This window comes from Candidatus Palauibacter scopulicola, assembly GCF_947581915.1.
Lineage (GTDB): Bacteria > Gemmatimonadota > Gemmatimonadetes > Palauibacterales > Palauibacteraceae > Palauibacter > Palauibacter scopulicola.
The window spans coordinates 42,501-56,722 of sequence record NZ_CANPWG010000067.1 but is presented as its reverse complement, the minus strand read 5'-3'; the positions used below and the strand labels follow the sequence as shown (position 1 = coordinate 56,722).

Sequence of the window (14,222 nt, the reverse complement as noted above, 5' to 3'; positions counted from 1 at the left end):
GGTTTCCTGGCGCATGACCGGCCGGCTGGCGATCGACGGCGGCACCCCGGTCCGCACGGCGCCGTGGCCCGCGTGGCCGCGCTCCGGGGCGGCGGAGCGGCGCGCCCTGACGGAGGTGCTCGAGTCCGGCCGCTGGGGGCTGGGCGGCGGGGCCGTCCCGGAGCTCGAGGCCCGCTTCGCCGCGCTGCACGGCGCCCGGTACGCCGTGGCCTGCTGCAACGGCACAATGGCGCTTCAGGCCGCGCTCGTCGCCGCCGGCGTGCAGCCCGGCGACGAAGTCGTCACGAGCCCGTACAGCTTCGTGGCGACGGCCCACGCGATCCGGTCGCTGGGCGCGGTTCCCGCCTTCGCCGACGTGGCGGCCGGCACGCACAACCTGGATCCGGCGCGGATCGAGGATGCGATCACGGAGCGCACGACGGCCATCCTGCCCGTTCATATCGGCGGACGCCCGGTGGACATGGATCGCGTGAACGAGATCGCCGCCCGCCGGGGCCTCCGGGTCATCGAGGATGCCGCGCAGGCGTGGCTCGCCAGCTGGCGCGGCCGCGCGGTCGGCACCCTGGGCGACGCGGGCGCGTTCAGCTTCCAGTCGAGCAAGAACCTCACGGCCGGCGAGGGCGGAATGGTCCTCACCAGCGACGAGGCGCTCTATCGGCGGGCGTGGTCGTGGCACGACTGCGGCCGCGATCCGGAGGGAAGCCGGCACGAGCACGCCGACGTGGGACTCAACCTCCGCATGACCGAGTTCCAGGCGGCGTTGCTCCTCGCCGGACTGGAACGCCTCCCCGCCGAGCAGGCCATCCGCCGGCAGGCCATGGACGCGCTCGCGAAGGGTCTCGCCGACATCGACGGCCTGCGCACGCCGGACCCGGACCCGCGCATCACCGCGCACGGCTGCCACGTCTTCATGGTCCGGATCGACGAATCCCGGCTCGGGGCAGGCTCGAGCGACGGCCGGGACAAGAGCTGGATGATCGAGGCGTTGCGGGCTGAGGGAATCCCGGCACACCACGGCTACGGCAAGCCGCTCCAGCCCGGGCTGCCCGTGTGCGAGGTGCTGTGCCGCACGACGGTCTGGATCAAGCACGAGGTGCTGCTGGCGGGGGCTGCCCAGATGCAGGATGTCGTGGACGCGTTCGCGAAAGTTCTGACACCCCGCTTCTGAAACCACACCGAGGAAGGCGATGAAGAGCTACCAGTTCCGCGAGTACGGTGGCCCACTCGAACGAGCGGAGCGGCCGACCCCCGACCCGACGGGCACCGAGGTGCTCGTCCGCGTCCACGCCTGTGGCCTCTGCCACAGCGACCTGCACCTGTGGCAGGGCTACTTCGAGATGGGCGGCGGCCGAAAGCTGGACGTCCGGGCCGTACGCGAACTCCCCTTCACGCTCGGCCACGAGATCGTCGGCGAAGTCGCTGCGGCCGGGCCGGATGCCGATGGCGTCTCCATCGGCGACCGCCGCGTCGTCTTCCCGTGGATCGGGTGCACCGCGTGTGAGTTCTGCGACGCCGACCGGGAGCATCTGTGCCACCGCCCGCGCGCCCTCGGCACGCACCTCGACGGCGGCTTCGCGGATCACGTCGTCGTCCCGCACCCGCGCTATCTCTTCGACTTCGGAGACGTCGCGCCCGAACTGGCCGGTACGTACGCCTGCTCCGGCCTCACCGCCTACAGCGCGCTCCGCAAGGCGGAACGTCGGCTCGAGGACCAGCTCGTCATCATCGGGGCCGGCGGCGTCGGGTTCGCCGGCATCCAGCTCGCGAAGGCGCTCTTCGACGTCGAACTCATCGTGGTCGAGGTCGACGACGCGAAGCTCGATGTGGCGCGGCGCGCGGGGGCCGCGCATGTGGTGGACGCCCGCGAGGACGACGCGCCCCGGCAGTTGAAGAAGCTCACGAACGGCGGCTGCGCCGCGGTCGTCGACTTCGCCGGTTCCTCGGCGTCCGCCGCGCTCGGTTTCCGGACGGTCGCCAAGAGCGGAAGCCTCGTGGTGGTCGGTCTGCTCGGGGGCTCGCTCTCCGTCCCTATCCCCCTGCTCGTCCTCAAGGATCTCGCCGTCCAGGGGTCCGATCTCGGGAGCCTCGCCGAGATGGCGGAGTTGATGGAACTCGTCCGCGCCGGCCGCGTCGACCCGATTCCCTACGCGACGCGGCCCATGGCTGAAGCCGAGGCGAGTCTGCGCGACTTGGAGGCGGGCCGGGTGGTCGGGAGGGTCGTCCTTACCGTCTAGCAGCCCGCGGCAAACTCCGCGTGAGCGTCGAGAACGGAGGGACCTGTCCCGAGATCAGCAGTCGACGATCTCGATCTTGTCGGGCCGGTTGGGCACGGCGCACAGGAACTCGAAGGGCTCATCCCCCAGGGCGTCGTAGGAGTGCGGCGTTCCCGCGGGAATGTAGACGACGTCTCCGGCCTTCACGTCGTGCGTCTCGTCCCCGATCGACACCCGGGCCCGTCCCCGGAGGACATACTGCTCGTGTTCGACCGCGTTCGTGTGCCGCGGCATCCCCCCGCCCGGCTGCATCACGAAGCGCCGCAGCGCGAAGTTCGGCCCCTGGTCCGGCCCGATGAGAACCTGCGTTTCGGTCCCCGACCCGGCGGCGACCGGCGTCAGCCCGAACTCCGACACATGTCGAACGCTCACTCGATCATCCTCCTGGATTCGTCGTCCCGTGCGGTCGTTGCGTGTGCCCGAAAACTTGCCCGCCGCGGGGCCCGGTCGCCAGATTCGACGGCCTCGCGGGCGTAGCTCAGTTGGCAGAGCGTCAGCCTTCCAAGCTGAAGGTCGCCGGTTCGACCCCGGTCGCCCGCTTTTCGCATTACGAAATCTGCGACGCTTTTTCTCCTCCGTGTTCCCGATCGGGAAATTCTGCTTCACGCCGGTTCCGAATGCCCGCAAATATTCCCGATCGGGAAAAATAAGGTTGACAAGCGGCTTGAAGACGCCCGATATTCCCGATCGGGAATATCATGAGAAAACGAACCGTCACGCCTTCAGATATCGGCGAAATCGTCCGCAACGCGCGCAAGAGCGCGGGGCTGCGCCAGCATGAGCTTGCGGGTGTCGCGGGAGTGGGTCTGCGCTTCATCGTAGATCTTGAAGCGGGAAAACCGACCGCGCAGATCGGAAAGGTCCTTCAGGTGCTGGCGGCGCTCGGCTGTTCCGTCGAGATCGTTCCCCCACCCGAAGCTGACGCGACCGCACCCGCCAGCGTTCGCGATACATGAACCGCGTCCTCGACATCTGGTGGGATGGGCGGCTCGTCGGCCGTTTGAGGCAGCCCCGGCCCGCCGCCCTGGAGTTCGCGTACGCGGAGGACTGGCTGCGGGACGACCGGGCCCCGGCGCTGTCCGCATCGCTCCCCAGGCGTGCGGAACCGTACCCCCGCCGCGAATGCCGCCCCTTCTTTGCCGGCCTCCTGCCTGAGGAGATCCAGCGGGACCGGGTGGCACGGTCGCTGGGCGTCTCTCCCCTGAACGACTTCGCCCTTCTCGATCGGCTCGGCGGCGACGTGGCGGGAGCCCTCCAGCTCCTGTCGCCCGGAGAATCGCCGACCGATCTCGAATCGGACTATTCGCCTCAACCGCTTGACGACGCGGCACTGATCGAGGTGCTCGACAAGCTGCCGTGGCGTCCCCTGCTCGCCGGCGAGGCAGGCCTTCGCCTGTCGCTCGCCGGCGCTCAGTCGAAACTGCCCGTCGTCACGGTCGACGGTCGGATCGCTCTTCCGGCGCCGGGGCAGCCCACGACCCACATCCTGAAACCGGCGATCCCCGACTTCCCCCACACGACGGAGAACGAAGCCTTCGCGATGCGGCTCGCGCGGTCAGTGGGCCTGGACGTCGCATCCGTGGAGCCGCGAAGAGTCGGGGACCGAACGTTCCTGCTGGTCGCGCGGTATGATCGATCCACGGGTCCGGACGGTCGGGTCCGCCGTGTCCATCAGGAGGATTTCTGCCAGGCGCTCGGGATACCGCCCGAAGTCAAATACGCAGGTGAGGGCGGTCCGGGTCTGAAGGATGGCTTCGAACTCCTGCGGCGGGTTGCCCTCCGCCCCGCCGTCGACGTTCTCAAGCTCCTCGACGCCACGATCTTCAACCTGATCGTCGGCAACGCCGACGCGCACGGGAAGAACTTCTCACTCCTGTACGACACCGCCCGACCTCGCCTTGCGCCGCTCTACGACCTCGTCATGACGGCCGCCTACCCGGAGTTGGCAACGGCGCTCGCCATGCCCCTCGGGGGGTGCGGCAGGCTTGCCGACATGGACGCTCGCCACTGGGTGGCCTTTGCCGAAGAAACGACGGTCGGACTCCCGCTCATCCGGAGGAGGGTCGCCGAACTCGGGGAGTCAGTGATCCGGAAGGCACGGGACGTGGCGGAGGAGCTATCGATTCCGGGGCTGGATTCGGAGGCGCTCTCGCGATTCCGCCGCACGGTCACCGCCCGCGCCGAGCGATGCATGGCGTCGACCGCCGCCGGAGCCGACCGGCTCAGCGGGAAATCCACGGGTTCGTAAGGACGACTTCGCGCTCCGGGTGGCGCGTGCTACCGTCTTGCGGGTTGCTGCCGTTGGCTTGAGCTTCGAGCGCGTGCGTTCGGCATCTCCGTTCCCCAACGATGGATGTGACCGATGGCGTCAGAACCCCGCGACTTCAACCACGCGATCCAGTACGAGCCCGACGAGACTCCGCCGTACCGGATCGCCATCGGTCTCGCGCTCCAGTACGTCGTGCTCACCATCGCGGCCATCGTCATCACGGTGGCGATCGTGGTGCGGGCGGCCGGCGGCTCCGAGGACTACCTGTCGTGGGGGAGCTTCGCGGTCCTGATCGTGAGCGGCCTGACCACGGCCGTGCAGGCCGCGCGCATCGGGCGCATCGGGGCGGGGTACGTCCTCCTCATGGGGACATCGGGCGCGTTCATCGCGGCCTCCGTGACGGCGCTCGTCCAAGGCGGTCCCGCCCTCCTCGCGTCGCTGGTCATCGCTTCATCCCTCTTCCAGTTCGGGCTCTCGCGGCACCTCGCGCTCCTCAGGCGGATCATCACGCCCGTGGTGGCGGGGACCGTGATCATGCTGATCGCCGTCACGATCATGCCCCTCCTGTTCGACCTCCTGCGCCAGGTCCCCGAGGGCGCCTGGTCGCTGGCGGCGCCGGTGACGGCGGGCGCGACCGTCGTCGCGACGCTGCTCATCGTGCTCCGGGCCAGCGGTGTCATGCGGCTGTGGGGTCCGGTGATCGGCATCCTCGTCGGGTGCGTGGCGGCGGTCTCGTTCGGCATCTACGACTTCGAGCGCGTGGCGGCCGCGGATTGGGTCGGTCTCCCCGCGGCCGGCTGGCCGGGCTTCGGCTTCAGCTTCGGCCCCGCCTTCTGGGCGCTGCTGCCGACGTTCGTGTTCGTGACGCTGATCGGCGCGATCGAGACGGTGGGCGACGCGGTGGCCATTCAGCGCGTCTCCTGGCGGCGCAGCCGAGCCACCGACTTCGGAGCGGTGCAGGGCGCGGTCGCCGCCGATGGGCTCGGCAACCTGCTCTCGGGGCTGCTGAGCACCGTCCCCAACACGACCTATTCGTCGAGCATCTCGCTGGCCGAGATCACCGGCGTGGCCGCGCGCCGCGTGGGCGTGTGCATCGGCCTGACCTTCGTCGTGCTGGCGTTCCTGCCCAAGATCGCGGCGGTCGTGCTCGCCATCCCGGACCCCGTGCTGGCCGCCTACGGGTTCGTGCTGATCTCGATCCTGTTCGTCATCGGAGCGCGCGTCGTCATCCAGGACGGCATCGACTATCGCAAGGCGGCGATCGTCGGCGTGTCGTTCTGGGCCGGCGTCGCCTTCCAGGAGGGTGCGCTCTTCAACGAGTACCTGAGCCCCGGGCTGGCGCCGCTGCTCGAGAACGGGATGACGGCGGGCGGCCTGGTCGCGATCCTCCTCACGGCGCTGCTCGAGCTCACGGGCTCGCGGCCCCTGCGCGTCGAGACGACGCTGAACGTGGAGGCGCTCCCCACCATCCGGAACTTCCTCGACAAGTTCTCGATCCGGCGCAAGTGGCCGATGGAGATGAGCGACCGGCTGCTGCAGGCGGCGGAGGAGACGCTGCTGCTCCTGTTGGAGAAGGCGAAGGAGGGGGAAGACGCCGAAGATCGGCGCCTGCGCGTCGTGGCCCGCAAATGGGAGAACGGGGCCGAACTGGAGTTCATCTCGGCTGGCGGCGCCGGGAACATCGAGGATCAGATCGCCGTCCTGGCCAGCCACGGCACGGCGGAACCGCAGGAGCACGAGATCTCGCTCCGCATTCTGCAGCACCTGGCCACGTCCGTGAGGCACCAGAAGTACCACGACGCCGACATCGTCACGGTCCACATCGAAGGCCCCGCGCGCGGAGGCGGCGGAGACTAGCTGCGACGCGACACTGGATCAGGGGACGAGGCCGTCCGCGGTGGCGAGCAGCCGGTCGCGGTCGAGCAACTCGCCGCCGAGGATGACGGCGTGGACGCGGCGGGCGTTGGCGATGTCCTCGAGTGGGCTGGCGTCGAACAGCACGATGTCGGCCAGCATGCCGTGCGCCAGCGTGCCCCTGTCGGACAGCCGGAGCGCTTCGGCGCCCGCCCGGGTCGCGGCAATCAGCGTCTCCGACGGCGTCATGCCGGCCTCCACGTGAGACTCCATCTCGCGCTGGAAGGCGAGCCCCGGCGGTGCGTTCGCGACCAGGCCGTGCGACCCCATGGTGACCGGACCGCCGGCCTTCGCGTAGCGCACCGTTAACGCGGCCATGTTCCGCATCGCCGCCCACTGCACGTCGCGGCCCTCCTCGCTGAACTCCGGCTCGAAGACGGCCAGCGTGCCATCGAGGTTAACGTTCCGTTCGAGCATGAGTTCGATGAGCGCGTCAGCGCGCGGCCCGGCGGGGTCCAGCGCCGCCCACAGCGCGAATCCCCCCTCGCCCCGGTGGATGCTCTCGCGCAGTACCGCCTGCCGGAACTCCTCCGCCTGCTTCGGCGCGACGAGGGACCGGCCGAGGGATCTCGTGTGCTCGATGCCGTCCAGCCCCAGCCGGATCGCGGCCACGGGGTCGACGATCTCGAGATGGCCGTGGACCGGCACCTTGCGGCGGTCCGCCTCCTCGATGACGGCCGCCACCTGCGCGAGCGAGAGCCGGAAATACACCTTCAGCGACGTCGCGCCCCGATCCATCAGTTCGTTCGCCGCCATCCGGGCGTCCGCCTCGTCCAGCAGGACGCGCGAAATCGTGGGATAGGCCGTGTTGAACCCGTCGAGGATCGGCCCGGAATAGAGAAGCCGCGGCGCCGGGAGCTCCCTCGCCTCCACGGTGCCGAGCCAGTCCTCGTTGTCCGCGATCCACTGCCCCATCTCCCGCAGCGTGGTGACGCCGTTGGCCAGGAAGAGGAGCGGAAGTTCCGGGTTCGCGTCGGTCCCCGTCCCGTCGATCGAGGCATGCGGACCCGGGGAGTAGTGGAAGTGGAGGTCGATGAACCCCGGCGTGAGGAACTTGCCGCTCGCATCGATGCGCTGGGCCCCGGCCGGGATCTCGACCTGCCCCGCCGGTCCGATGCGCTCGACCCGGTCCCCCCGGACGAGGACGGTCGCGTTCTCGTGAACGGCGCCCGTGCCATCGAAAACCGTGCCTCCCTCGATCGCCAGCCACCGTTCCTGGGCTTGAAGTGAAGCGGCTCCCGCCAACATCCCGCAGAGAACGAACGAAGCTCTGGCAACGCGCACGGCGAAGCTCCTGTGGTCGGGAGGACTCTCGAGGGGATACGGGTCTTTCCGGCCCCGGCGCCCGCATCTACGCTGAGGAAGATCACGACCCGGCACAAGGAGAACATCATGCCCGAAGGCGCGTCTCTTCGCGGCGCATGGCTTCGTCGCGGATTCCTGGCGGCGCTCGCGGCGCCCCTGTGCAGCCTCGGCCAGGCCGCGGCGCAGGACCGCGACGCCCTCTCCGACGACGTCCGGTCCCATCTCAGCGTCTCCGCGCCGGTCGTGGCGCTCGAGAACGTCCTCCTGTTCGACGGCACCGGCGGACCCGCGCGCGCGGGGCAGACCATCGTCATCCGCGGGAACCGGATCGAGAGCGTCGGCGCGGCGGGCGAGGTCGAGATCCCCTCGGGGGCGGAGCGGCTGGACCTCGAGGGCCACTCGGTCATGCCCGGCATGGTCGGGCTCCACAACCACATGTTCTACTACCAGTCCACGCCGCGCGCCTCGCAGATGCAGTACTCGGGTCCCCGGCTCTATCTGGGAGCCGGCGTCACCACGGTGCGGACGACGGGGAGCGTGGCCCCGTATCAGGATCTCTCACTCAAGGGCGCCATCGAGCGCGGCGAGACGCCGGGCCCGCGGCTCCTCATCACCGCCCCGTACGTCATCAGCCCCGGTCCCGACGAGCGGCTCAGGGACCTCGGCATGTACGCGATCCGGGACGAGGAAGCGGCGCGCCGGTACGTGCGCTACTGGGCCGCGGAGGGAGCGGAGTGGATCAAGGCCTACACGCAGATCACGCGCGAGGCGCTCGCCACGATCATCGACGAGGCGCACCGCCAGGGGATGAAGGTGACCGCGCACCTCTGCTCGGTGGGCTTTCGCGAGGCCACGGCGATGGGGATCGACAACCTCGAACACGGCCTGTGGGCCAACTCCGAGTACGACACCACGCGTGAGCCGGACCGGTGCAGTCCCAACTATCAGCGCAGCATCGCCGAACTGGACATGGACGACCCCCGCGTGGCCGAGACGATCTCCGAGATGGTCGCCGCCGATGTCGCCATGACCTCCACGCTGGCGGTCGCCGAGCAGGCCACGCCGCTCGTGCCGGACCTGACGGAGCGCGACCTGGCGGCGCTCCCGGATCACGTCGTGGAGGCCGAGATGGAGCGGCGGTCGATCTTCCGGACGACGGAGATGCCGTGGATGATCGACCTGTTCGAGAACATGCTCGAGTTCGAACTCGCGTTCGTGGAGGCGGGAGGCGTGCTGGCGGCGGGAGTGGACCCGGCCTGGGGCGCGCTACCTGGCTACGGCGACCAGCGGAACTTCGAGATTCTGGTCGAAGCGGGCTTCGAGCCGGCCGACGCCGTACGGATCGTGAGCGCGAACGGAGCGCAGATTCTCGGCCTCGACGGCGAACTCGGGACCGTCGCCACCGGCAAACTCGCCGACCTGATCGTGATCGAGGGCGACATCGAACTCCGGCCCTCGGACATCCGCAATGTCCGCATCGTCTTCAAGGACGGCCTCGGCTACGACCCGGACAGCTTGACCGCCGCCGTCGCCGGCCAGGTCGGCGTCCGCTGACCCCCCACCGCTAGCGGATTTCTACGTCGTCGAGTTCGAAGGTGAACGATCCGAGGGGGGCCTGGGCCACGAAGGCGAGGGCGGCGATGACCGACGGGTCGGCGGTGGCGAAGCTCTCGAGCGGGATCTCGACCACGGCCCATTCCGGTCCGGCGACGAAGGGGACCGTGGGCGGCACGGCGGCCGCGGCTCCCGCGCCGAACAGCATCACGGTGTAGCTCCGGCCGTCTCCGCGGGTGCGGAAGCGCAGGACGCTGCGGCCGGAGAAATCGACCGCCTGCATCGGTTGGGCGCCGGTGAACCAGATCGCGCCTGCCCAGGGGAAGGCGAACCCTGCCCGGATCTCTCCCCGCACGACGAGCGCCCCGTCCTCCACGGCCAGGTCCGCGGTGGAGGCGCCCCCGTTCATCGCGTCCGTCGTCACCTGCCAGCCGAACCCGAAGCCCGAGTCGAGCCCGTCCTCGAAGTCGACGATGACCGGCCCCTCGGGCGCCGGTGGGATCTCGGGCGACGAGGCGGTCGAGGCGGTTTCACGGACGACGGGATAGCCGTCCTTCCAGATCGTGACGATGTCGGCGGTGCGCGCGAGGTCCTCCTCCACGTCGCCCCGCACCAGCAGGAGATCGGCGATGGTGCCCTCGGCAATGCGGCCGCGCTCGGGGACGGCGAATGCATCCGCGGCAACGGAGGTCGCCGCGGCGAGCACCTCGTGGCTCTCCAGGCCGGCCCGCGCGAGGAGCCGAAGCTCCCCGTGCATCGAGAGGCCGGTCGCCGTCCCGGGGTTCGGCGCATCCGTGCCCGCGACGATCCGCACGCCCGCCGCATGGAGCCGCCGCACGTTCTCCAGCGCGACCTCGGAGTCCGGCCCCTCGGGCATCTCGAACCGGTTGCTCAGCGTCTGCCGCTGCATCGGCGAGACCAGCGCTTCCTCCGTCTCGTGGAGGATGCGCAGACCGGTGGAGTCGCCGAACAGTCCCATGATCACGGAAAGGGTGGGGACGACGAAGACGCCCGCCTCCGCGAAGCTGCGAGCGCCCTCCTCGGAAATCGCGGCGTCGAACCAGGTGTGGACCAGGCCGTCGGCTCCCAGCGAGACCGCCTCAAGCGCCGCCTCAAGGTCGCTGACGTGGACGACGGCCAGCAGCCCCTCGGCGTGGGCGGCCCCGATGAGCGCCGCAATCGTCTCGCGCTCCAGAGAAGGGATATCCCCGCGGTACGCGGCTCCATCCTCGGAGACGATCTTGATCCAGTCGGAACCTTCCGCCTTCCGCGCCCGCACCCAGGCGTCGGCGCCTTCCGGGCCCGTGAGCGGCTCCACCGCCAGCCCGAACTGCGTGCCGTGACCGCCGGGCGCCGTCGCCAGCATGCCGGCGGAGAAGAGATCGGCTTCGGCCGTCCGCGCGATTTCGTCTCGGGCCGTCCGCGCGGCGGCCGCGAGGCCGGGGTCCGTGAACTGGTCGAGCACGGCTGTCACGCCGAAGCGAAGCGCATCGCCCAGCGTCCCGCCGAACGTGTGGACGTGGCCGTCGATGAGGCCCGGGAGCAGCGTATGTCCGCGGCCATCGACGCGAGGCAGGTCGTCCGGCAGCCGGAGCTTCGCGCCCACCCGCCGCACCCGTCCGTCCTCCACCCACACATCCTGGTTTGGCCTGAAGGCCTCGCCGTCGAACAACGTCACGTCCACGATCGCGAAGCTCTCCTCCGGCGCCTCCTGTTCCGGGGCGGCCGCGTCACCCGGGACCGGGAGCGTCGCCAGCGCGCCGATGAATCCCGCCACCGCGACAAGGAGAATCCACACGCTTCGCAGGGCGGTGCGGTTCTCCGTGTTCATGACATCCCTCCCCCACGGATCGAGACGGCGCCGCTCTCCGCCCGCCGGAACCCGACCGCGGCGACGACGAGAAAGGCGATCGATTGCACGGCAAGCACGGCGACGTGCAGGGCCGTCGCCTGTCCACCGTCCATCGCGATGACCTTAAGTGCGAGCTGCGCGTGGTGATAGGCGGGCAACACGTTGGCGAAGTCCTGCAGGGCCGCCGGAAACATCGTGATCGGGATCCAGAGCCCCGACAGCATGGCCATGGGCAGGAAGACCAGATTCGTGATGGCCACCGCGGCGCGACTCTTCGACCACGCTCCAACGGCCAACCCGAGCGCGCAGAAAGGGATCACCCCGGCGAGTACGACCCCGGCCAGAGCGAACCACTGCCAGCGGTACAGCATCACGCCGGCCCCGTAGGCGCCGGTAAAGAAGATCCCCAGGACGACGGCCGCCCCGAAGGTCAACGCCATCCCCACCTTGGCGAGCAGGTAGGCCGCCGCGGGCATCGGCGTGGTACGCTTGAGCAGCAGAGCGCCGGAGTCGCGTTCCGTCGCCAGTCCGGCCCCGAAGCCGAACAGCGAGGGTCCCAGGACGCCGAAGACGCTGTAGGTCGCCAGCATGTACGTGGGTGCCGCGACCGAAAAGCCTCTCCCGCCCATGACCACGCCGAAAAACAGGTAGAAGATCAGCGGGAAGAGCAGCGTCGGGATCGCGAAGGCGGGCTCTCGCAGCACCATCAGGAACTGATACCGGGCCTCCAGCACGTAGATGCGCCCGCGTCTGGCGAGTGTTGCCGTCGTCATGAGACAGGCTCCGAGGCGTCGGGTGCTCGCGTCAGGGCGAGGAAGGCCTCTTCGAGTCCGGCGCCGACGACGGTCAGGTCGTGCAGGTCCGGGTCCAGGTCGAGGAGGGCGCGCACAAGATCCTCCGGTCGTGAGGTCAGGATTTCCAGGTACCGGCCCCGGGCCTCGGACCTCACGACGCCCGGAAGGGAGGCCACGCGGTCGCGGTGAACCCCGGTGACGCAACGGACCCGGCGGGCGGCCGTATGCGACTTGATGGTCGCCGGCGAGCCCTCCGCGATGACCCGCCCGCGATGTAGGACGACGATTCGATCCGCGAGCGCGTCCGCCTCCTCGAGATAGTGGGTCGTCAGAACCGTGGTCCGCCCCGACTCGCTGAGTGCGCGAATCTCCTCCCACAGCCCGCGCCGCGCTTCCACGTCCAGGCCCGCCGTGGGTTCATCGAGGAACACAAGCTGCGGGTCGCCACACAGAGCGAGCGCGAACATCACCCGCTGCTTCTGTCCCCCGGAAAGCTTGCCGAACCTGCGTCGCTCCAGTCCCTCGAGCCCCGCCATGGCGAGCAGACGGGAAGCCGGCGCCGGCGCGGGATAGTAGGCTCGGAAGAGGTCGATGTGCTCGCCCACCGTCAGCGTATTAGGTACGCCGGAGATCTGGAGCATCGCGCCCCGGCGCGCTCGAACCCCGGGAGCGCCCGGTCGCTGCCCGAAGACGGTCGCTTCTCCGGTCTGCACGGCCACGCTCCCCAGCAGCAGACTGATCGCGGTGGTCTTGCCGGCCCCGTTGGGACCCAGCACCGCCAGTACCTCGCCGCGCCGGACCTCCAGGTCCACCTCCTCCAACGCGACGACAGGTCCGTATCGATGAGTCACGCCCGACAGTCGGGCGACGGCTTCTTCAGGCATCCTCGTCAGAGATGGCGCAGGGGGTTGGGGACGGCGCAACGGGCCGGACTCTCAGCGGAGCGTACGCACCCCGCCGCCGGAGGTTTCGGGTTGCGCGGCGGCGCTAGGCCCGGACGGGAAGAAGCTGCTGCATCCTGTGGACGGGCGCGCGGTATTCGCCCCCGTCCTTCTCGAGCAGATCATTGGCCAGGAGCCAGTTCAGGTCCCGTGTGAGGGTCTTCGTCGTCTTCGTGGAATAGAGACGCGCCAGGGCGGGAGCGAGGTCGGGAATGTCGCGCTTCCTCGCCGGCTCCGCGTGCCGGCCCAGGACGAGGACCACCTCCCGGCGACGGTTCATGGCGGGTGAGCGACGCCGCTGTCCGAACGTCCAATACACGTAGTGTTCCCATGCCAGCCATGACTGGACCCCTTCCACGTAACGACACTGTTCTTCGAGGCCGTCCAGAAACCCCTGAAGCGAATAGACGATGAACCCGAGCGCGTCCCCGCGGCCCGCGTTGGCGCGGCTCGAACGATCGAGCTGCCGGTAGTATTCCGCGCGCGTGAGATTGTAGTGGTTGCTCAGGAGATGCGTGGCGGGCGAGGGGACTCCGGCGCGGGCCAGGATGAGGAACTCGGTGAGCCGCGCCGTGCGACCGTTCCCATCGCCGAAGGGGTGGATCCAGGCGATGTACAGGTGTGCGAGGACCGCCCGCAGAACCGCCACTGCGATCGCACTGTCCAGGTGCTCCTCGATGTCCGGCCAGACTACGTCTTCCTCCAGCCATTCACACAGCCGTTCGAGGAGAAACAGGCAGTCTTCCCGCGGCGCACCCGAATATCTTCCCACGCCAACGGAGAACGTGGGCACCTCTCCCGGAACGACTCCTTCTTCAAGGTGCTCTTCCAACCCCGCGAGGACGAGACGGTTCGCTTCCCGGATCCAGTCCGGAGTGAGGCGTGGCGGTTCGCCGGCGGTGATCCTTCGAAAAATGTCCTCGCAGGCACGAAGGACGTTGTCGACTTCCCGACCCAGGTACTCCTGCGAGATTGGAAGTTCGAGTTGTCCGTCGAGTCTGTCCCGAACCTGTGCTTCGGTAAGCGTGTTCCCTTCGATGGCCGTCGTCGCGCGGGCCCCCTTGATGAGGTAGAGCTTGTGCATCTCCGCTGCTGCGGCGGGGGGCAGAACCGCCCGGGCGACCTGCTCGCAGCGAGCCGCCACCTGTCCGAGCAGGGACCACAACTGCGGCGTGGCCCGCTCCAGACGCGCGCGAAAACTGATCCACGCGTGACTCCGTTCGTACGGACGCTCGTCTGTCATCCTGCCTTCCTGCCCATGTCGTGTGGAGATTATGTGTCGATTTTGTCCAACGATATGTCCAACGATATGTCCAACGA

General features: G+C 69.2%; 12 protein-coding genes and 1 tRNA gene. 7 read left to right on the top strand and 6 right to left on the bottom strand.

Annotated features, from left to right (window positions below):
• The first annotated feature begins 13 nt into the window (after positions 1-13).
• Together RN743_RS14260 and RN743_RS14255 are read left to right on the top strand one after the other, a co-directional pair.
• The gene (locus RN743_RS14260; protein ID WP_310780811.1) at positions 14-1,168 is read left to right on the top strand and encodes a DegT/DnrJ/EryC1/StrS family aminotransferase; all 1,155 of its coding nucleotides are present in this window, start codon (positions 14-16) and stop codon (positions 1,166-1,168) included.
• A 19-nt stretch (positions 1,169-1,187) separates the two neighbouring features.
• Positions 1,188-2,234, top strand: coding sequence for an alcohol dehydrogenase (locus tag RN743_RS14255; RefSeq protein ID WP_310780810.1), 1,047 nt, complete (start codon positions 1,188-1,190; stop codon positions 2,232-2,234).
• Positions 2,235-2,288: 54 nt separating this feature from the next.
• Here the strand turns inward: RN743_RS14255 and RN743_RS14250 are convergent, their stop codons facing one another.
• Positions 2,289-2,645 carry a cupin domain-containing protein gene (locus tag RN743_RS14250; RefSeq protein WP_310780808.1) on the bottom strand — a complete coding sequence of 119 codons (357 nt, stop codon included), beginning with the start codon at positions 2,643-2,645 and terminating at the stop codon, positions 2,289-2,291.
• A 95-nt stretch (positions 2,646-2,740) separates the two neighbouring features.
• On the opposite strand from RN743_RS14250, the gene RN743_RS14245 reads away from it, so the two are divergent.
• The 4 genes from RN743_RS14245 to RN743_RS14230 all read left to right on the top strand — a co-directional run bounded on the left by RN743_RS14245 (position 2,741) and on the right by RN743_RS14230 (position 6,399).
• Positions 2,741-2,813, top strand: a tRNA-Gly gene (locus tag RN743_RS14245).
• Positions 2,814-2,971: 158 nt separating this feature from the next.
• A complete protein-coding gene (locus RN743_RS14240) occupies positions 2,972-3,229 on the top strand; it encodes a helix-turn-helix transcriptional regulator (protein WP_310780807.1) in 258 nt (85 codons plus the stop codon).
• Complete coding sequence (locus RN743_RS14235) at positions 3,226-4,521, top strand: type II toxin-antitoxin system HipA family toxin (protein WP_310780805.1); 1,296 nt, start codon at positions 3,226-3,228, stop codon at positions 4,519-4,521. The genes RN743_RS14240 and RN743_RS14235 overlap by 4 nt, the downstream gene beginning before the upstream one ends.
• Positions 4,522-4,635: 114 nt before the next feature.
• Positions 4,636-6,399, top strand: coding sequence for a solute carrier family 23 protein (locus RN743_RS14230; RefSeq protein WP_310780804.1), 1,764 nt, complete (start codon positions 4,636-4,638; stop codon positions 6,397-6,399).
• Between the two features lie 18 nt (positions 6,400-6,417).
• Here the strand turns inward: RN743_RS14230 and RN743_RS14225 are convergent, their stop codons facing one another.
• Positions 6,418-7,740, bottom strand: coding sequence for an amidohydrolase family protein (locus RN743_RS14225; RefSeq protein WP_310780803.1), 1,323 nt, complete (start codon positions 7,738-7,740; stop codon positions 6,418-6,420).
• Between the two features lie 108 nt (positions 7,741-7,848).
• On the opposite strand from RN743_RS14225, the gene RN743_RS14220 reads away from it, so the two are divergent.
• Positions 7,849-9,315, top strand: a complete 1,467-nt coding sequence (locus tag RN743_RS14220) for an amidohydrolase family protein (protein ID WP_310780802.1) — start codon at positions 7,849-7,851, stop codon at positions 9,313-9,315.
• A gap of 10 nt (positions 9,316-9,325) precedes the next feature.
• Here RN743_RS14220 and RN743_RS14215 read toward each other — a convergent pair whose 3' ends face one another.
• The 4 genes from RN743_RS14215 to RN743_RS14200 all read right to left on the bottom strand — a co-directional run bounded on the left by RN743_RS14215 (position 9,326) and on the right by RN743_RS14200 (position 14,145).
• Positions 9,326-11,146 (bottom strand): CIA30 family protein, encoded by a 1,821-nt coding sequence (locus RN743_RS14215; RefSeq protein WP_310780800.1) that lies wholly within the window; start codon positions 11,144-11,146, stop codon positions 9,326-9,328.
• Entirely contained in the window at positions 11,143-11,940 is a 798-nt protein-coding gene (locus tag RN743_RS14210; RefSeq protein WP_310780799.1) for an ABC transporter permease, read from the bottom strand. Before RN743_RS14210 ends, RN743_RS14215 begins: the two co-directional genes overlap by 4 nt.
• Entirely contained in the window at positions 11,937-12,812 is an 876-nt protein-coding gene (locus RN743_RS14205; RefSeq protein ID WP_310780797.1) for an ABC transporter ATP-binding protein, read from the bottom strand. The genes RN743_RS14210 and RN743_RS14205 overlap by 4 nt, the downstream gene beginning before the upstream one ends.
• Positions 12,813-12,948: 136 nt before the next feature.
• A complete protein-coding gene (locus RN743_RS14200; RefSeq protein WP_310780796.1) occupies positions 12,949-14,145 on the bottom strand; it encodes a Fic family protein in 1,197 nt (398 codons plus the stop codon).
• Between the last annotated feature and the right edge of the window lie 77 nt (positions 14,146-14,222).

What these genes read in the sequence shown, in the direction of transcription:
- RN743_RS14235 (WP_310780805.1), top strand. Translation starts at nt 3,226, where the DNA reads ATGAACCGCGTCCTCGACATCTGGTGGGATGGGCGGCTCGTCGGCCGT.
- RN743_RS14215 (WP_310780800.1), bottom strand. Translation starts at nt 11,146, where the DNA reads ATGAACACGGAGAACCGCACCGCCCTGCGAAGCGTGTGGATTCTCCTT.
- RN743_RS14240 (WP_310780807.1), top strand. Translation starts at nt 2,972, where the DNA reads ATGAGAAAACGAACCGTCACGCCTTCAGATATCGGCGAAATCGTCCGC.
- RN743_RS14210 (WP_310780799.1), bottom strand. Translation starts at nt 11,940, where the DNA reads ATGACGACGGCAACACTCGCCAGACGCGGGCGCATCTACGTGCTGGAG.
- RN743_RS14220 (WP_310780802.1), top strand. Translation starts at nt 7,849, where the DNA reads ATGCCCGAAGGCGCGTCTCTTCGCGGCGCATGGCTTCGTCGCGGATTC.
- RN743_RS14260 (WP_310780811.1), top strand. Translation starts at nt 14, where the DNA reads ATGACCGGCCGGCTGGCGATCGACGGCGGCACCCCGGTCCGCACGGCG.
- RN743_RS14200 (WP_310780796.1), bottom strand. Translation starts at nt 14,145, where the DNA reads ATGACAGACGAGCGTCCGTACGAACGGAGTCACGCGTGGATCAGTTTT.
- RN743_RS14230 (WP_310780804.1), top strand. Translation starts at nt 4,636, where the DNA reads ATGGCGTCAGAACCCCGCGACTTCAACCACGCGATCCAGTACGAGCCC.
- RN743_RS14255 (WP_310780810.1), top strand. Translation starts at nt 1,188, where the DNA reads ATGAAGAGCTACCAGTTCCGCGAGTACGGTGGCCCACTCGAACGAGCG.